Annotated in this window: 9 protein-coding genes; 6 read left to right on the forward strand and 3 right to left on the reverse strand. The window is 50.6% G+C overall.

Going from position 1 to position 19,436, the window contains the following annotated elements; genetic code table 11:
• Nucleotides 1-38: 38 nt before the first annotated feature.
• The 5 genes from V5J77_RS22885 to ybaK all read left to right on the forward strand — a co-directional run bounded on the left by V5J77_RS22885 (nucleotide 39) and on the right by ybaK (nucleotide 8,559).
• Nucleotides 39-1,868, forward strand: a complete 1,830-nt coding sequence (locus V5J77_RS22885) for a sensor histidine kinase (RefSeq protein ID WP_338553145.1) — start codon at nucleotides 39-41, stop codon at nucleotides 1,866-1,868.
• The gene (locus V5J77_RS22890; protein WP_338553146.1) at nucleotides 1,846-3,504 is read left to right on the forward strand and encodes a response regulator; all 1,659 of its coding nucleotides are present in this window, start codon (nucleotides 1,846-1,848) and stop codon (nucleotides 3,502-3,504) included. Before V5J77_RS22885 ends, V5J77_RS22890 begins: the two co-directional genes overlap by 23 nt.
• Nucleotides 3,473-4,549 carry a substrate-binding domain-containing protein gene (locus tag V5J77_RS22895; RefSeq protein WP_338553147.1) on the forward strand — a complete coding sequence of 359 codons (1,077 nt, stop codon included), beginning with the start codon at nucleotides 3,473-3,475 and terminating at the stop codon, nucleotides 4,547-4,549. Before V5J77_RS22890 ends, V5J77_RS22895 begins: the two co-directional genes overlap by 32 nt.
• Before the next feature lie 266 nt (nucleotides 4,550-4,815).
• The gene (locus tag V5J77_RS22900) at nucleotides 4,816-7,953 is read left to right on the forward strand and encodes an ATP-binding protein (RefSeq protein WP_338553148.1); all 3,138 of its coding nucleotides are present in this window, start codon (nucleotides 4,816-4,818) and stop codon (nucleotides 7,951-7,953) included.
• 132 nt (nucleotides 7,954-8,085) lie between these two features.
• The gene (gene ybaK / locus V5J77_RS22905; protein WP_338553149.1) at nucleotides 8,086-8,559 is read left to right on the forward strand and encodes a Cys-tRNA(Pro) deacylase; all 474 of its coding nucleotides are present in this window, start codon (nucleotides 8,086-8,088) and stop codon (nucleotides 8,557-8,559) included.
• A gap of 64 nt (nucleotides 8,560-8,623) precedes the next feature.
• Here the strand turns inward: ybaK and V5J77_RS22910 are convergent, their stop codons facing one another.
• A complete protein-coding gene (locus V5J77_RS22910) occupies nucleotides 8,624-9,121 on the reverse strand; it encodes a DinB family protein (protein ID WP_338553150.1) in 498 nt (165 codons plus the stop codon).
• 270 nt (nucleotides 9,122-9,391) lie between these two features.
• Entirely contained in the window at nucleotides 9,392-15,781 is a 6,390-nt protein-coding gene (locus V5J77_RS22915) for an immunoglobulin-like domain-containing protein (protein ID WP_338553151.1), read from the reverse strand.
• A gap of 353 nt (nucleotides 15,782-16,134) precedes the next feature.
• On the opposite strand from V5J77_RS22915, the gene V5J77_RS22920 reads away from it, so the two are divergent.
• Complete coding sequence (locus tag V5J77_RS22920; protein ID WP_338553152.1) at nucleotides 16,135-18,528, forward strand: transglutaminase domain-containing protein; 2,394 nt, start codon at nucleotides 16,135-16,137, stop codon at nucleotides 18,526-18,528.
• Between the two features lie 69 nt (nucleotides 18,529-18,597).
• Here the strand turns inward: V5J77_RS22920 and V5J77_RS22925 are convergent, their stop codons facing one another.
• Complete coding sequence (locus tag V5J77_RS22925; protein ID WP_338553153.1) at nucleotides 18,598-19,422, reverse strand: GNAT family N-acetyltransferase; 825 nt, start codon at nucleotides 19,420-19,422, stop codon at nucleotides 18,598-18,600.
• Between the last annotated feature and the right edge of the window lie 14 nt (nucleotides 19,423-19,436).

A 19,436-nucleotide genomic window follows, 5' to 3' on the forward strand; every position in this document is an offset into this window, starting at 1 on the left:
CGTATTCATTTCTAAATTTGAAAGGTTCCTATAAACCTATGAAGCTGATGCGCTGGATTTTCTCAAGCCTTCGAGCCAAGCTGCTGCTGATGTTCATTATTCTGACCTCCGTTCCGCTAATCGCGGTTGGCCTCATCTCCTATCAGAAATCGTACAATGCGGTATCTGATCACAGCAAAGCAGCGACGATGCTCGTCGTAGGCCAGCTTGGCAATGACATTGATGCGCTGCTTGAGGATACGGGCAGGCTGCTGGAGCTGGAAAACAACCCGCAGGTGCTGCATTATTTATTTTCGCAAACGGATACGTATGAGGATGCTAAAGCTATTATTCAAACGATGAATTTGTACCGGGAAACGTATAAATATGAAAGCGTACTCAACATTACGGTCGTCAATCTTTATGGACGAGGCTTAAGCGAGCGCAAGGGCGTGTTCCAGCTGGACAGGAATCCGCTGCGCAACCCGCATTTTCAATATTTGCTTAACCATCCGGATGAGGTATTGAATATTCCACCGCCGGACGCCTCGCCGCTTGACCGTCTCGATGGCTTTTATTATTCACAGAATAACGTCATATCGATCATGGCAACGGTCAAGCAGCAAATTACCCACGAGGTAATCGGCTTTATCGTCATTGATTTGGATGATTCGATTATTGAGCGTTACTGTGAAAATATTACGCTTGGCAAGAGCGGCTACGTATATGTGCTCGACCAAGCAGGCAATCCCATCTTCCTCCCCTCGGCCATGACGAGCGCAGCGAAGGTACAGCCGCCTGCTGATCTCAGCTCACAGCTCGCCTTAGAGCAAAACAGCTATGTGGATTACAGCGTCGGCAGGCCGAAGTTCGTCGCCTTCACAACCTCGTCCACTACAGGCTGGAAAATCGTCGGCTCCGTGCCGCTGCAGGAAATTGTTGCCGAGGCGAATGATATTCGCCAACTGATCATTATTAGCGTGCTGCTCAGCATCGTGTTTGCGATTACGCTGCATTATTTCATTACAGCCCGCCTGACGCGGCCGATTCAGCTGCTGAAGAGCAAGATGCGGCTCGCAGCCGGCGGTTTTCTCGAGGTTAAGGTGCAGCCCAGCGGCCATGACGAAATTGCCGATTTAGGCAACAGCTTCAACATTATGCTGGAGAAAATCAAGAGGCTGCTCAAGCAAAGCATCGAGGAGCAGGAGCATCTGCAGAAGGCCGAGCTGCGGACGCTGCAAGCGCAAATTAATCCGCATTTTCTCTATAATACGCTCGATTCCATCGTTTGGATGGCCGAAGCCGGGCGCAGCGGGCAGGTTATCCAGCTGGTGCAGGCGCTGTCGCGCTTTTTCCGCATCAGCCTCAATCGAGGCAGGGACTGGATCGCCCTCAAGGATGAGCTGGAGCATGTACAAAGCTACTTGATCATTCAGCAGATGCGCTACCGCGACATATTGGACTATGAGTTGGATGTGCCGGAGGAGCTGAAGGATTTGCCGATTTTGAAAATGACGCTCCAGCCCATTGTTGAAAATGCCTTATATCACGGTATTAAAAATAAACGCGGTAAAGGTTTAATCCGCATAAATGCTTATGCCAGCCAAGATTCGGACTTATATTTAATCATTGAAGACAATGGCATCGGCATGAAGCCAGAGCGACTTGCCGAGCTGCGCGAGGCTCTCCGCATGCAGCATATACCTGAGGAAACGGGCTCGGAGGTATCCGGCGGCTTCGGCCTCCATAACGTCCAGCAGCGGCTGCGCCTCTATTACGGGGAAGCCTATACCGTTATCGTAGAAAGCGAAGACCAGCTTGGAACAAAGGTTACGATCCGCATTCCAATGGAGAGGATGAAGCCGAATGAAAAAGGTTATGCTCGTTGACGACGAGATTCTAGTCAGGGAAAGCATTCGGGACTGTATCAATTGGGAGCAAGAGGGCTTTATATTTTGCGGGGACGCCTCCGATGGCGAGCTGGCGCTGCCGCTTATTGAGCAGCGCCAGCCAGATATCCTCATCACCGATATTAAGATGCCGTTTATGGATGGATTGGAGCTGAGCGCCATCGTCCGCGAACGGATGCCGGATATCAAAATCATTATTCTAAGCGGGCATGACGAATTTGAATATGCCCGCGCGGCACTGCGAGTCGGGGTAGAAGAATATTGCCTCAAGCCGGTCAGTGCTGCCGATATCGTAAAGACGCTGCATGACGTCAGCCGCAGCATTGACCGCGAGCGCTACGAGCGCGAGCTGCTGGAGAAGAAGCAGCTCGCTCAGGGCGGAAGCGCAGAACAGCTGAGGCATAAGCTGCTCAGCGATTTATGCAGCGGCTTTATTACAACAGCGGAAGCCCTCCATCAGGCCGGCTCGCTTTCGATTGGACTGACGGCAAGCTATTACGCAGCCGCCATCTCAGACATTCGCTGCACGGAAGGCTCCGTCAGCGTTGATTTAGCGACCCAGCAGCAGACAGAGCTGCTGCTGCACGAAGCGATCGGCTCCCTCCTGCCGGGAGCGCTCTCCTATAAGCGCAGCCAGACGGAAACGATCTGGCTGCTCAAGAGCGAATCGCTGCCGCAGCTGCAAGAGGTGCTGGCGCGCTTCGCCTCCAGCTGGAAGGAGCAGGCGGAGCGGAGTGCCGGCTGCACGATAGCTGTCGGCATCGGCAGCATTCAGGATCGCCTGCAAGGTATCCACTCCTCCTTTTTGGAGGCGGAGGATGATAAGCATTGGCGCAGGCTCTCCGGACAAAACCGCAAGGCGCTGCGCGATGCCGCCTCCGGCTTATCCGAGCAATCGGTGGTCGCCCAGCGCCAGCGCTTCATTGATTTTCTCAAGCTGGGCACGCCCGCCAAGACGGAGGCTTTCATCGCCAGCTTCGCCGCTGGGTTTCAGCAGTTGGACTGGCGTGGTGCCTTTTACGGCTATTATTTGCTTAATGATCTGACGATTGAAGCTGTTCATATTGCCAAATCCATTCAGCGTAATCCAGATATGCCGAAGGAGCAACTGGATAAGCTGCAATTGGCAATGAGCGAGGTCCGCAGCCAAGAGGATGCCTGCTGCTATCTCCAAGCACTGCTGTCGCAGTTCTGGCAATGGCGCGCAGGCGCCGCGGATAAGTACGCCGAAATGCTGAACCAGGTAAAGGACTATATTTTAAAGCATTATGGCGATGATCATTTGTCGCTGAATGATGCGGCAGAGCATGTGCGCGTCAGCCCCAGCCATCTTAGCAAAGTGTTCAGCCAAGAAACGGGCCAAACCTTTATTGAATTTCTGACCCACACGCGCATCCGCAAAGCGATGGAGCTGCTACAGGCATCGAATGCAAAGTCGTATGAAATCGCCCATCAAGTCGGCTATAATGACGCGCATTATTTTTCTAATTTGTTCAAGCGGGTAACGGGCATGACAACAACGCAGTTTCGCAAGCAGCAAGAGCAAGATAGCAGCTCGCCTGCTGCAGGAGGAGTGTATCACCATGCCAGCACGAGCGGCAATGTTCTTCCATAAACGGGCCGCTCTACGACAGAGAGCTTTGCTCGCTGCTTTGCTTACAGCTCTGCTGGCGCTCACCTTGCTTATGACAGGCTGCACTAATGATCAAGCAGCGGACAATGCCCGCACCGACTCATCGAGCAGTTGGGATAGCGGCTCGCCAGCCTCCTCCCCTTATGCATCAACTGCTACAGCAGCAGCACCCAACATCGCCACCTTTGGCATTATATACCCGATGGCGCATCCGTATTATGAGACGGTGACGGAATCCGCTAAAGCAGCAGCGGCTCTGCGCGGCGTGCAGCTTATTGTGAAAGCGCCGGATGAAGCAAATTTGGAGCAGCAAATCCGCATGATGGAGACGATGATTGCCTCGCAGGTAGACGGCATAGCGCTTGATCCGATTGATGCGGAAGCGCTCGTGCCCGTCATTAACAAAGCCGTTCAGGCGGGCATTACGGTCATTTGCTTCGAATCCGATTCACCGAGCAGCAAGCGCGCTGCATTTATCGGAACAGATCATGCGGCTGCGGGCGCCCAGATGGGACATATGCTGTCCGAGCTGCTAGGCGGGCGGGGAATGGTTGTTGTCGAGAACGGGATGACGCGGATGAAAAGCTTAAGCGAGCGCCTAGACGGCATGCTAACCTATATTAACGAGCAGACCGACATTCAAGTGCTCGAAGTGCAGTATAACGAAGGCAGCGAAACCCGAGCTTTGGCGCAGCTGGAAAAAATGATTGACGACCACCCGCATTTTGACGCGCTCGTATCGATGGATGCCCTCTCCGGCTCCGCCTCGGTGCTCGTCTGGAAAGCGCAGGGTCTAAACCGTTATTCCCTAACCTTCGGCATGATGCCGGAAATCCAAGAAGCCATTCACAATGGGCAAATTACAGCGTCGCTATCGCAAAACGAACAATTGTGGGGCACACGCATTATCGAGCGGCTGCTGCAAGCATTCGCAGGCGAAACGTTGCCTCTATTTGATGATACCGGTACGCTAGAGATTACAAAGGAAGACACCGCCCTTTTAAACGCCACAGGCGGAAACAAATGAAGCCGTCCTTTGGCGGCAAAGCTGACATTTTACATTAAGATATCCTTTTCTATAATTTCAAAAAAACGCCTCCTAGAATAGAACTGGTGAGCCTTCATAGGTCATCAATGCTCATTCCAAGGGGCGTTGTTTTTTCGCACATACTGAGCTCCTCCCCCTCTTTCCTCTCTATCCTCTAGCGGCCAAGTAAGAGAACGGCGGGGGCTGTGCTATAATAATGTAAAGACTTAACAATAAAGAACGGTTAGAAGAGGTTTTATTCATTTATGACAAAATTGATGAACGTCATGCAGGCAAAATATTTAACCCGTTTTAAATATATTGCGATCATGCTATTGATTTTTGCAGTATTAGTTGGGATGAGATGGGCGTGGTCTGTCGTTTTCCCCTTAGCAGACCAGCAGCCCCATGCCGTTGGCGGCGTACTTGATCTGCGCGGCATCAATCTGGAAAACTCCCCTGTACTCTATTTAGATGGGGAATGGCAGTTTTATGCTGAACATTTTCTAACGGAGGATCAGCTTAAAGAGACGACATCGCCAGCAAGCCACGTTACCGTTCCAGGCGACTGGGGGAGCGTACTGCCGCATCATTCAAACAACTCTTATGGGTATGGAACGTATCGACTTCGTATTTTGATCGATCCGCTTCAGACACCTGTTTCGTTCTGGTTCAAACAAATTCAGGCGGCATCAGAAATTGCAATTAGCGGAAAAAGTACTGGTGGCATGGGCAAGCTTGCCGACACAGCATATGAATATACTCCGAAAAACGTCTCTTTCACCGCTACTTATGACATTGAAGGAGCGACAGAGCTTGAATTGATCATTCGTGCAGCCAATTTTGACAGCCCTTATAAGGGCGGTATTGTAATGCCGATTCGCTTTGGCACTGCGGCCACGATTGATTATGTACGCTGGTACTCGATTGGATTCCAGATGTTCATTTTTTTTATTCTGCTGCTTCACTGCTTATATGCTTGCATTCTCTACCTATTCAGTCCGCAAGAGAAAACATTGCTAATGGCAGCACTGCTAACGTTATCCGTGGGCATTACGATTCTAGTTGGTCACGATAATATACTCTTATTATGGCTGCCGATCAACTACACATGGGCAATCAAGATTAGACTGATCTCTCTGCTGTGGCAAAATGTGTTCCTGCTTCTGTTGTTCAAAAGCTTTAATGCTGCCCCGCTGCGAGAAAAATGGTTCCGGGCACATATTGCAGCGATTATTGCTATTTCCGTCATTGTTCTGTGCTCACCAGCCCATATGATTTATGCGCTTATTCATTTCAATATATTGAATATGATAAATGTCATCTCCTTCGCTTGGTTTATATACATAATTGGAACAATGATTTTGCAAAAAAATAAAGACAATGACATCATTTTCTTGTTGCTGTCCGCAGCAGGAATCCTTTCCAACCTATTATGGAGTCTTGCTGAAAATGCTAGAGATGTTACTACCGTCTTCTATCCCATCGACATTATTTTTGCCATTATCGGCTTTTCGGCCTATTGGTTTAAAAAGTATTTTCGAAATGCGATGGAAAATAGAGCTTTGAACAAGCAGCTGCAAAAATCGGATAAAATTAAAGACCAATTTTTGGCCAATACGTCTCATGAGCTCCGTACGCCGCTGCACGGTATTATGAATATTGCTTATAATGTTGTCACCAAAGAGAAGACTAGGCTTGCGAAAAGCAGTCTTGAGGATATGCAGCTCCTCATTACGATCAGCAGGCGAATGTCGCATCTGCTTGGCGATCTTCTCGATATTGCTAGGCTTCAGGAACAACGCATTGTTTTGCAGCGGGAGCCCTTGAGCATTCAGGCTATCGCACCAGGTGTTATCGCGATGCTGCAATTCATGAAGGAGCACAAGCCAATTGACCTGTACATGAATATATCCGAATCGCTACCCTTCGTTATGGCTGATGAGAAAAGGCTCGTTCAAATTTTATATAACCTGCTGCATAATGCCCTCAAGTATACCGAGGAAGGAAGCATTGTCATCTCAGCCGAAGTGAGGGACAAGCAAGCGATTATTCATATTTCCGATACAGGACTCGGTATAGATAAAGAAATGCAGGAGAAGATTTTTCTCCCTTATGAGCAAGGCTCTTTTGGAACAAGCAACGGCCAAGGGATTGGGCTGGGCTTAAGCATTTGTAAGCAGCTTGTCGAGCTGCACGGCGGAGCATTGACGGTTCGCTCTGAATTGGGCAAAGGCTCTGTATTCAGCTTTAATCTGCCGTTGGCAGATGAGGCTAAGCTTTCGCTAGCTCAGCTCCCAAAAACTACTGGACAGTCATCAGCAAGCATGGAGGAGACGCCCGCCGGCCTCCTGCTGCCCCATCATTTCCCAGGGGAAATAGAGGCTGCTGCCACACTCGCGCCGCTGCTGAAGGAAGAGTTCGCCCATATTCTTGCCGTTGACGACGATCCAATCAATCTGAATGTTCTCGCGAGCATTCTTTCGACCGAACCGTATACCATGACAACCGCCCGTTCCGGACGTGAAGCACTGGAATTGCTTGGGACAAGGCAGTGGGATTTGCTTATCGCTGACGTCATGATGCCACAAATGTCTGGCTACGAATTAACGCAGAAAGTAAGAGAGACGTATTCCATGTCGGAGCTGCCCGTATTGCTTCTAACCGCACGCAGCCAGCAAGCCGATATTTACACCGGATTTTCGGCGGGAGCAAGCGACTACGTGACGAAGCCCGTAGATGCCTTAGAGTTAAAATATCGGATCAGAGCTTTGATCGCACTGAAGCAATCCATTAATGAGCGTCTTCGTATGGAGGCCGCCTATTTGCAAGCGCAAATTCAGCCCCATTTCCTATTCAACACCCTTAATTCATTAATGGCATTAAGTGAAATGGATACGGAAAGCATGCGCAAGCTGGGTCAGGCTTTCTCGTCCTTTTTACGAATTAGCTTTGATTATCTCAATACAGGAGAATTGGTAGAGCTTTCTCATGAGCTCGCGCTCGTCGAAGCCTATCTATATATTGAAAAAACGCGATTCGGGAATCGACTGTCGATTGAATGGGAGGTGGAGCCTGACATTCGCCTGCTGCTGCCCCCGCTCTCTATTCAGCCGCTGATCGAAAATGCCGTTAAGCATGGCCTGCTCAGCCGCAACGAGGGAGGTACGATTCAGCTTTCCATCACTCGCCGGGAGGGCTTTACCCTTATTGAAGTAAAAGATAACGGCAAGGGGATGGATCAGGAGAAGGTGGCTCAATTGCAAAATGCTGCTTTGAGTGCAAAGGCTGGCATTGGCATCCCTAATACGAATCGACGATTGCAGCAGCTATACGGTCAGGGCTTGTCCATTGTGAGCAGCATGAATGAAGGAACAACGGTTTCGTTTGTTATACCGGATTGAAAGGGTTGAACATACGTCAAGCTTCCTTTTAGCTCCCACCCGGACACCTAGGCTCACTTATTCACATCATTACTCGAATTGAAACTAATAATGTTCAAAAAAAACAAACAAACAGGACAAGGGGAATACACCATGCAAATAACCAAAACGAATGCCATGCGAATGCTCGATGCCGACCATATTGCTTATGAGGTGCATACCTATGATAATGAGGATGGGAAAATACATGGTAGCGCGGTAGCTGATAAAATTGGAAAAGCTCCGGAAAGTGTGTTCAAAACGCTGGTCACGCACAGCGGAAACAGCCTCTATATTTTTGTCATTCCCGTTGGGGCTGAGCTGGATATGAAGAAAGCGGCCAAAGCGGCCGGAGAGAAGAAGCTTGAGATGCTGCCAGTGAAGGATTTGCAAAAGTGGACGGGCTACATACGAGGCGGCTGTTCTCCAATTGGCATGAAAAAACGCTATTCTACCTTTATTGATACCAGCGCGGAATTACAGGAGACAATCGTCGTCAGCGCTGGGAAGATTGGCCTGCAGTTGGAGCTTTCCCCTGCACTGCTGGCTGCTGCTGTCGCAGCATCATTTACAGAGGCTATTAAATAAGCAGCTTGGGGCTGCTAATCAAATTAGCAGCCCCTAAACAACTGTAAAAAGGTACTTTTAACCGTTACGCCGGGAAGCCGCCCCCTGGTGGCGGCCATGCACCGTAAAAGCGCCGCAGCAGCACAATTTCGCCCAGATGGTACGAGTTGTGGGATGCAATATTGCGCAGCAGGCCCGCCTTTGTCTCACCCGGAAAATAAAGCAGCGGCTCATCCAGCTGTGCGGTTTCGGCCAAAGCTACCGCTTCATCGACTCCAGCCAGAAAGGCCTGAATATCCGCCTGCCAAGATACCTCATCTTGCGGGGCGGTCTCTTCAGGCCAGCTCTCCATAACGTTTGCGGGAAGCTGCGGCTTTCGTCCTTCCAAATGCTCCAGCATAAAATGCTGCCAGTAATGCATATGCTTCAGCAGCTGGTAGATGCTGTAAGGCATATTTGGATGCACGCGCCCGGCTAACTCGGCATTAATGTCAGGTAGAGCACGGGCAATACGAATATGACCTCGTTCCCCTACCAGCGATTTGACAAGGGCTTGACCAAATAAATGATTTGCATTGGACATGTAACGTCATCCTCTCTTGTAGACCCTTTTGCCACAGGCACGAATGATCTGTATTAGATTGTACCTCTTCGTGAAAAGCGATGTCCAGTTTGCTCTCCCGTGCTAATAACCAGCTAACTCTGATTCTCCTGACACGTTCGACTAAAGCTAGTGCTGAGGAGCTTCTAGCCATACGTCTTTCTGAAAATAAAACGGCGACAGCTCCCGAGCCTAGTATCGGGAGCCGTCGCCGTATTTTTATTTCGCTGATTTTCAGCTGGTTTTTATTGCTTATTCTACGAATGCTGCCAAAATCGTTGCGACTTCAGCTCGGGTAATGCTGCCCTGTGGCTTGAGCGTACCATCGTCGTAGCCATTCAGTACATTTGCTGTGGACAAGGCAGCTATCGCCTCCTTCGCCCACTCTGAAATCGCGGCATCATCAGTGAATACAAGCTCATTACTAGCCCCACTGAGCGCAAGCTTTTCTTTCACAATGCGGTATACAAGCACAAAGGCTTCCTCTCGTGTAATGGCATCGCCAGGCCTGAACGTGCCAGAGGCATCGCCTGTAACAATTCCCGCTTCTCGCAAAGCATGAACCGCCTCGCTGTACCAAGCATCTGCCGATACATCGCTGAAGCTTGCCGTTGATCCAGCAGCAGCAGTAGAGTCGAGACCAAGCATGCGATAGACGACCGTCACAAATTCAGAACGGCTCATCGCGGCATTTGGCTTGAAGCTGCCGCCTGGGTAACCCTTCATTAATCCTTTTTCCGTCAGCTTTGTAATCGAAGCGCTTGCCCAATGGTTCGCTGTATCGTTAAAAGCGACAGTCGGCGGTGTGCTAGGCGCCACACTCGGCTTTGGACTTGGTGTTGCTGGCGCCGAACTTGGCTGGGTTCCTGTTGAACCCGAGCTTGGCGATGTCGGTGTTGGTGTTGGACTAGGAGTCGGAGTCGGTGTTGGCGTTGGCGTTGGTGTTCCACCACCGTTATCCTCCCCTGCGGTTACCGTCACTGTCGATATGCCGATAAATCCGCCATCTACCGTGGCAACGCTAATATTGGCTGTACCTTCTCCAACTGCCTGCACGTGGCCTGCTGCATCCACCACTGCTACGGCCGGATTACTGCTCGACCAAACAACCGATTTATTCGTCGCAGCCGTTGGCGCAACATTTGCTGTAAGCTGCGCTCCTTCTCCTGCTTTCAGTGCAAGCGCTGAAGGCGAAAGCTGCACACCGGTTACCTTCGTTCCTGAATCAGATTGTCCAGCCTTCGGTACACTTACAAGCAGGCGATCATATTCCGCTTGTGTTACAGGAATCACGGTACCGTGACGCGGCCTTGACGGCAGGTCATAATTCGTCGATAGCTTCCATTCCCCTGAATCGAGGTCTGTCGTCTCAAACGGCACATAGCCGCGGCCGCCAAATTCATCAATGAACATATACCATTTTTCCTCGGTATTGGACTTGAATATAGTTGGGCCTTCCCCTTGACCAATTTGTCCGCGCCCAATGCCCTCCTTGATCAGCTTAAAGTTGCTGTCAAAGACACTGCTGCCTGACTCCTGAAAAATAAACTTCCCATTCGGCGTTGCGCTGGTAGTGCTGCGCTCATCCTTTGTAAAACGATATACTTTGCCATCATGCCCAATCATCGTCGTATCAATAATCGAATAACCATCATTCATATACTCAACCGGCTTCGAGAACGTATAGAAATCACGTGTCTTAGCTACCATCATGCGCTGATGCGTCCCTACGCTATGACTCTCATCCTCATACATTTTCGATGCCCAAAATACGGCGTATTCTCCTGTCTTCTCGTCATAAAATGCTTCAGGAGCCCAAGTATTTCCGGCCTCTGGCGGCGATACCTCTACCATTCGCTGGTTCGACCAATTCACAAGATCCGTCGATTCCCAAACCATAATCGAGCGGCTTCCGGTCGTTTGGGAGGCACCCCAATCACCATTGCCGTAAATTTTCAAATCGGTTGCAATCAGATAAAACTTGTCGCCCTCTGGGGAACGAATAATAAACGGATCACGCAAACCTTTTTCGCCCAAGTTTGAAGTGATTGCTGGAAGTCCGCCATTCAGCTCCTGCCAATGCAGCGCGTCATTGCCTTTGCTTAGTGCAAAATAAATTTGCTCACCGCTTGCAGAGCCTTCACCTGTAAAATAAGTGAATGCATAGCCCTTATAATCAACTGGCGCAGGCAGCGGCTTCACCGTCGCTATAAACGCCTTCGAAATAGAGGTTGTGCCATTCGAGATGATGGCTGTCAGCTTAACGGTTACAGCCTCTGCGCCATGTGCGGGACGTGTAACCTCGCCTGTTGCCGTGATAACAGCAGGCTGCTCGCTGACCCATGCAATGGACGACCCGTTCGCTCCCTTGACAGGCAGCGTCAAATTACCGCGCACATCAGCCAGGTTATGGACCAATAGAGTTTGCGCGTCCAGCAGCGCTTTTTCCATGAGGCTCGCATCCTTCTCTACGGTAACTGTGAAGCTGCGAATCACTGATTTGGAGCCATCTGTTATTGTCGCCGTTAGCGTCACGCTCTGATTGCCCGCCTCATAGGCAGGACGAGTCACGATGCCCGTGCTTGAAATGACGCTCGGCGTGCCCGAAGCCCAAGTGATTGTCGTGCCATGTCCAGCGCTTGCTGGAAGCTTCAAATTCGTGCGAACGCTATCCTTGCTCGTATTGCCGTTCAGGAAAGCGCTGTAATCCAATTGGTTCGCCGCATATTCCAGCGTAAGTCCATCTAGTGCGGCGACCTTCGCTGCTGCCTCCTGCTGAAGCACTCCAATTTGCGCTCCGCTCAAGGCGCCATTGAACAGTTTAAAATCAGCAACCATACCGCCGAAATACGGATCTGTCGAATAAAAGGATTTACCGATATAGCCGCTGATGCCGCCTGCATTCTGAATCTGAGCCATAGTCTTGCCGCCCGTTGGTGTTGCTCCTACCATAACGCCATCAATATAGAGCGTTAGCGTCTGCTCCTCTTCAGATAAAACCACCGTGACCAGCTTCCACTGATTACTCGGCAGACCAACGGTATGCTGCGCCGCAACCTCGTTGTTCCATGAATTCGTCGCAATACCCGCACGCGCATTCGCGGATGACGTATTATAGCGCGGTGTAAAATACATATATTTGGTGCTGTTCTGCCCCAATGCGAAGGCCCATTCCGCCCCAGCCTTGCCGCTCCAGTTCATCAGCATAGATACTGTCGTATCGGTCAGGCCGTCGGTCGCTCCTCTTGGCAGTTCAATATAGGAGTTGGTTGTGCCGCCTGCGAAGCTGATGACACCATCTTGCCCCGCATGAATCCACTCTGCTTTTTGCGGGTTGACCAAAGTGCCGTTAAAGCTTCCAGCCAAATCCTTCACCGTCGTACCATCCACTTGGCCCATATCATAATGGACGATCGCCTTAGGCGCTTCCGGCTGCTCGCCGCCTCCCGGTGTTTCCGGCATGTCTGCTGCAAGCGCAGCAACCTGCTCCTTCGTCAGCGCCCGATTGTAAATGCGGAAATCATCGAGCTTGCCATCGAACAAGCTGTGACTCGCATTACGAGATTTCCCGATGTAGTTCATCGTCGTCTGCAACAGCATGCGCGGCTCTACATTGTAAGTGCTGCTGCGCGATACTTCATTCCCGTCCACATACATGACTGCCTCGAAGCCATCAATGGATACCGCCACATGATGCCAAGCATTTGCCGCTGGCTTCGCCGAGCGAAGCGCATATTTATAGCCTGCGCCAAGCAGTGTCGAGTCATTGGCAAACTTCTCTGTGAATGGTGTCACGATTGCAAACTCCATGCCTCCATTATCACCTGTCGTGCTCAAATACATCGTATTGCGATTAGCAGCTCTGCCCGTGTCTGAGGCAAAGTCAAAAATCCGCTGGTTGAGCTTGTTCTGATCCGCCCTCACCCAAGTCGCAATAGTCGTCTTCTCCAAATTCAAATCGCGAACAAGATTGTCCGGCAGCTTGACATAGCCCGTTGTCCCGTTCAGCTCCACCGAGCTGCCGGAGTCGCCGATTTTATCGGTCTCGTTTAAAGTGGCTCCGCCAACGAGCTCCGCATCATGCCCTTGACCGGACATATCCTTCACAAGCGTGCCCGTTACGCTGCTGCTGTCGAACGTATAATGCACGACAGGCTGCTCCTGTTCCACTGGGCCAGATACGCCGTATTTCGCTTGCAGCGCATCATATTCCGCCCGCGTCACCGGAATGACCGTGCCATGGCGCGGCCCTGGCGGCAGTGCATATTGATCCTCAGCGAGCAGATTATCCCTGAACTGTGCTCCGTCCTCCAGATTGTTCGAGACGCGCACATGATACGGCCAGGAATCGAGGAACATATACCATTTATTTTCCCGAATATCCTTGAATACGGTTGGCCCTTCGTTATTGCCGCCATGGCCAATTCGTCCCTGGTTGCCATTTTTCGTACCGGCAATCGCCGGGAACTGATAGCCATTGGCCGCAATGCCATCCGCATCGTCAAAGACGTTTGCTGCCTTCTCGTAATACACCTTGTAGCCGATTTCCGATTTCGTAAAACGATACAGGCTATTGCCCTCCTGCACCATCGTCGTATCAATCGTCGGGAATGCTTCATCCATATACACCTTCGGCTCGGAGAAGGTATAGAAATCCCGCGTCGTCGCGTAATACATAACATTGTATTGCCCCGATGGGCGGCCGCCCGTATACTTACCATACGTATCAGCAACTTTCATCGAGGAAGCCCAGAATACGACGTATTGCCCTGTCTTCTCGTCGTAAATCGCCTCTGGCGCCCAAGTGTTGCCGCCGTTTTTAGGCGCGATATCAACCATGCGCTGCTCGCTCCAATTGACGAGATCCTCAGATTCCCAAATCATAATGGAATGGCTCCCCGTTATTTGCGCTTGATCAAAGTTCGTGCTTTCGCCCATGCGCAAATCCGTCGCCAGCAAATAAAACTTATCGCCTTCATGGGAGCGCATAATGAATGGATCGCGCAGCCCCTTCTCGCCAAGTGTCGATTGAATAATCGACTTACCGTTATTCAGCGCCCGCCACTTGAGCGGGTCCTCAGCTGTCGCAAAGGAAATTTCTTCTCCACCCTCATATTCCCCGGTAAAATAAGCAAAGAAATACGCATCATAATCAAGGCTCGGCGGAGCCTGCTTCACCGTCAGGTGGAACAGCCGCTCCACGCTTGCACTGCCTTTTTTCACCGTGGCCTTCAGTGTAACAGCAGCATCCCTGTCCGCAGGACGCAGTACTCTCCCAAGCTGTGTCACATCGCTCGCCGCCTGTGCCGAGCCTTTCACAATTGCCGGATCATTTGATTCCCACTCGATGCTTGCGCCATTGACTCCAAGCTGCGGCAACGTCAAATTGCCCTTAACCTGATCGAGATGAGGAATATTCAGAGCGTCCGCATCTGCCTGAGCGATAGCGCTTTCAGAAAACTCCTTCAATACTTTGAAGCTCAGCACTCGCTGCACGGAAAGCCCCTGATACGTCAGGTTCGCCGTTAACTGCACCAACTTATCCGCTCCTGATGCCGCTGGACGCGTCACCTTTCCATCTGCGGCGATGACCGATGTATCGCTGGAGCTCCATGCAATCGCTACGCCATTGCGTCCAGTTGCTGGCAGCGTCAGATTTTTCGTAACCGCGTCAGCGCTCACATCGCCTGAGCCAAGCATCGTCGCTGGAGCTAATGCATCCGCTGCTGCTGTCAGCACAAGCTGCTTGAGATCCGCGATGGTGCTGGTAGTTTGCGTATACAGCTCAGACGCCTGCTGCTCATTAAACGCATAATTATAGACGCGGAAATCGCCTACCAAACCGCGATAAAAATCATCACCCGCGAAAATAGACTTGCCAATATAACCAGAATAATTGGTCCCCGTCGCTATAATATCGGCAAGCTTAATGCCCCTCGCCGAGCCGGAGGCGACCTTCGCGCCGTCCACATACAGCGTTATCGTATCTGCTGCACCTGAGAATACGACCGTAACCTGCTTCCAGACTCCAGCTGCAAGCGAGGTAGTGCCCTTCCAAATCGCTTCATTGCGCCAGCCGCTTTTCGATATGCCCGCAGCCACGTAATTGCCTGTGCTGCCATGGCGCGGCGTAGCAAACAAATATTTGTTGCCGTTCTCAGCATCGTTTGTCGTTGCTCCCAATCCGAATATCCAGCGATTTGTACCATCGTTCTCCCAATTAACGAGCGAGGAAATCGTGACATCGGTTAATCCGCTAAGCAGGTCCTCACCGCCAGCGCCTTTCGGTATTTCAATATAGCCGCTGTTTGAGGAAGCATTGCCTCCGTTAAAGCCAGCAAAACCGACAGACCCATCCAACACAAGCTGGCCGTTCGATGGATTGCGGAAAATGCCGTCATATGCACCTGTTCCGCCAGCTACATTTTTTACAATCGTCTGCCCGGCGTCGGTCGCCGTCGTTTTCATATCATAGTGTAAAATCAGGCCGGGCTCGTACACCGACGCCGCTACCGACATGCCTTGATTCGAATTTACAGGTTCTTCCTCCGTCGCCCAAGCCACGCGCGGCGCAAGCCCCGTCAGCGTGCTGAGCAGCATAGCCGCAATCATCAGCATTGCTACTATTTTTCTTTGTTTCATGTTCCCCCTCCTAGATGTATGCGTTTTCATTGGTTCGTAATAATTAAATAGCATAGCGCTTCTCTAATCAATAGGATTATTTACGCCAGTCGTTTAATTTTTTGTTCAATTCAGGATCAGCGATATTAAAAATAGAATAAGCAGGCTGAAAGGTTGTTTTTCACCTTTTCTTAAGGTAAACGCTGCAAATAGGAGCCATTAACATGCCGCGTTTAGCTCAATTAGGAGCCTCCCTTTTAGTCATGGCTATGAAATCAATTGAATAATTTAATTTAACAAGGTAAAATTTTCATATTGCTAACGATAAGATTTCATGAATAACATTTCATTATTGTCCTGAGGAGACCTGCGCAATGAAAAAAATGCTGCTCAGCCTGCTGGTCATGTGCCTGCTGCTGACGGGCTGTATGTCAGATGCCGCCAATGGCTTTGATTTCAGCATTAAGCTGCTTAAATATGCTTGGCAAACGCCGGAGAAGCTGTCCGTGCAGCAGCTAAAGCAGAAATACGGCGAAGCCAGCAAGAAAACGATTATGCCGCTCTACAATGTAGCAAAAGATAGGAAGTTCGAGTTTAATTTCCAATCCGATTTGTCGAAGCTCGACATTTCAAAATGGGAGGAAACGATCACCGTTCATACAGACCGGCAGGCGCTGCCCTCCAGCAAAATGGCTTCATTCAACCGGGTCATCCCTGTAGAGGGCAACAAAAGCATGATTACGGTCGAGCCGCTGGATTCAGGCGTGCTGCCGCTTCCTTCCGCCTCCTCCTATGAGCAATTGGGCTGGGGAAATGCGCCGATTTATTATCTCCGTATTGATTATGATATGGCTTCCACTACGCCACAAAGGCTGGAGGAGCCGCTCATTATCCCATTCACGGTACAGTCCAAGCTGCCCGTTCCGAATCTCAGCTACGAAATTAGCGAGGATGGCCGGCTAAAGCTTGTCTGGGATAAAATAACAGGCATCAGCGAATACAAGGTGTATCAAACCTTTCCCGAGGCTCGGAAAACGGATGGCATAAAGAGCGCTCCCGGCAAAAAATCCGCTTTTTATATGGAAAAGCCTGTCCTGATTGAACGGGTCAAAGGAACGGAGCTGAACGATTTTGGCGATACCACTTACGACCAAATAGTGCTCGATAGTGGCGAGAGCTTTACACTCGCGCAAAATACTGGTGCACAGGGCAACTTCTATGTTACAGCCGTTTCAGGCGGCAAGGAATCCAACTTCAGCGTTCCGGTCGTGACGGCTGATCTGTCGAGCCAGCTTCCGACGGAGGTTGCCGACGAATATGAAGGAGAGCTGTTCGGCAACACCTACGAGTACGTGGATGATTTGCCCTACAGTGTCGAAGTAAAGCATACAGATGGCTCTATCAGCTTTAAGGACATCGTATATGACACGACTAAGCTTGCCTTTGAGCCATCGAGTCCCCTGCGTATTCCGTATTCCATTAAAGGCACAGCGCTGACAGGCGTCGTCTGGGTTGAAGACGTCATAGAGGAGGATATCGAATATATCGCTTCTTGGTATGAGGACGAGGATGGGGAAGACGAGGGTACAGCTAATACCGGCTATGTTCAGCCGGAGAATACGACCTATTTTATACCAGATGCCGATGTACCGACGATTATTACCCGCTTCACCAAAGCATCTTCAGCCACAGATAATCTGATTGATCGGCAAATCGAGAATACGCGCCGGGTTGTCGCCAAGGGCGATAAAGCAACCGTCCCCACCGACAAGCTGCTGGAGAAGCTGCATATTTCTGCTGACTCGGCACTGGAAGAATATTTGGCTCGCAGCTTGATGACCGGAGAGGAGGACATTTCGCTCATGTCCTTTCCTGAAGCGCAAAATACCGAGGTTCTCATAGATGTCGTCGAGAAGGTCATGTACCAAAATCCTTATATTATTGGGCTGGCAAGCTACGGCTACGATTACCGCACACTTACGCTTTATGTGTCCTACGAAAATCCCGTCAAGGAGCTGCGCGCGAAGCAGCGGGAAATTATGCAGGAGGCCGAGCGCATTATTGCAGCCACCATTACGCCTGAAATGAGCAACGAGGAAAAAAGGCTGGCGCTTTATGACTACTTGAACGATACGACGGTGTATGATGATGAGGCGCTGGATAATGCGTATAAATATAATTTTCGCAAGGTGGACCCGGAGTTTTATGATGCTTACAGCACCTATGGCATTATGATCAATAAGCTCGGCGTCTGCATGAGCTATGCCTACACCTACAAGCTGCTGAACGATCTCGCCGGGGTGGAGACGATTGTCGTAACCGGCTATTTGGATGGCGTTCCGCATGCGTGGAACAAGGTCAACATTGACGGACAGTGGCTGAACGTCGATCCGACCAACAATGCGACCAATTCTGACATTCCCTATATGCTGTATAACGCCAACGATGCTACGGCAATCAACGAGGAATATATGGAGGATGCCTCTTACTGGCTGGATGATGAGCTTGATCAATTTACGGGCGAGAGCAATAAATACGACTACTATGTGAAAAATGGCCTCGAAGTTACTTCCAATAAGCAGTATCGTATTGAATTGAAGAAGCTCATGCAAAGCGGGCAGGAGCACATTATTTTGCGCCTCTCCCCTGAGGTTGATTATTCAGAAATGCTGGATGACACATGGGATATTGTGTGGGAGGAAGCACCTGATCAATATGATGATGCCGAAATGTATTATATGGGCAGCTACGTGCTGCTGGAATTATAAGGGTTGACGAAGCAAAGCCCGCTCCTTCAGCTAACGTTGAAGGGCGGGCTTTTGTTGATCCGGCTAAATTTACTGCCGTTCCGCGGTTGGTCTTCGCATCGTATGATGCGTCAGCTTCATGAAGGGCCGGAGACCCAGCGACTCGGCGAGTCCGATTGAGGCGGTGTTCGTCTCCAGCACATGGTATCTCGGTCTTAATCCGCCCTGCTGCAAATGCTCCAAGGCGGCAGCCACAAGCTGCCTCGCCAAGCCTTGCCCACGCCAGCGCTCCCGGGTATGTACACCCGCAATTTCCCAAACTTCATTATAATTGCAAAAAATAAAACAACCCGCAGCAGCTTCACCTTCCCGGTAGATGACGAAGGCATATGCGCCTGCGGCAAAATAGCCGTGCAGCTCTTCCGGCGTATAACCGTTGCTGCAAAGCAGCGGCAGCAGTTCCTCTGCCAGCGCCTCCTGCTTCACAACGTCCTCATGCCTAAGCCCTTTATGCTGCTGAGCGCTGCTGCCTGTCAGCTCGTCTTGGCACGTATAGGAAATATAAGCTCTTGCCTGCTCCAGCTCGTAATAGCGGGCAAGCTGTTCCCGGTACTCCTCCTTCTGCAGCTTGAACACAAGGCGGGAGCCTGCGGGAACAGCCTGAAGCAGCTCGGGCAGCAGCGACTGCTCCGTATACGCGACAAAAACGATAAAATCGGTGCCGGGATACGTCTGCTGATCATAGGGATAAGCTTCGACCGGCAGCAGCAGGAGCAGCCCCCATTGCGACGATTCAGAGTCCCTAATGAGCTTGCTGATGATAGATGCCTCGTAAGCCTCGATCATTTTCAGCAGCGTAATGTTCGTAAGCGTGTCCTGTTCTAGAAGCGGCACGATTTGATCCAGCTGCTGCATCTTCGCTCCCCCTT

The sequence above is a fragment of the Paenibacillus sp. KS-LC4 genome (assembly GCF_036894955.1).
In the GTDB taxonomy this organism is placed as follows: domain Bacteria; phylum Bacillota; class Bacilli; order Paenibacillales; family Paenibacillaceae; genus Pristimantibacillus.

What these genes read in the sequence shown, in the direction of transcription:
- ybaK (WP_338553149.1), top strand. Translation starts at nt 8,086, where the DNA reads ATGCAAATAACCAAAACGAATGCCATGCGAATGCTCGATGCCGACCAT.
- V5J77_RS22910 (WP_338553150.1), bottom strand. Translation starts at nt 9,121, where the DNA reads ATGTCCAATGCAAATCATTTATTTGGTCAAGCCCTTGTCAAATCGCTG.
- V5J77_RS22915 (WP_338553151.1), bottom strand. Translation starts at nt 15,781, where the DNA reads ATGAAACAAAGAAAAATAGTAGCAATGCTGATGATTGCGGCTATGCTG.
- V5J77_RS22900 (WP_338553148.1), top strand. Translation starts at nt 4,816, where the DNA reads ATGACAAAATTGATGAACGTCATGCAGGCAAAATATTTAACCCGTTTT.
- V5J77_RS22885 (WP_338553145.1), top strand. Translation starts at nt 39, where the DNA reads ATGAAGCTGATGCGCTGGATTTTCTCAAGCCTTCGAGCCAAGCTGCTG.
- V5J77_RS22925 (WP_338553153.1), bottom strand. Translation starts at nt 19,422, where the DNA reads ATGCAGCAGCTGGATCAAATCGTGCCGCTTCTAGAACAGGACACGCTT.
- V5J77_RS22895 (WP_338553147.1), top strand. Translation starts at nt 3,473, where the DNA reads ATGCCAGCACGAGCGGCAATGTTCTTCCATAAACGGGCCGCTCTACGA.
- V5J77_RS22920 (WP_338553152.1), top strand. Translation starts at nt 16,135, where the DNA reads ATGAAAAAAATGCTGCTCAGCCTGCTGGTCATGTGCCTGCTGCTGACG.
- V5J77_RS22890 (WP_338553146.1), top strand. Translation starts at nt 1,846, where the DNA reads ATGAAAAAGGTTATGCTCGTTGACGACGAGATTCTAGTCAGGGAAAGC.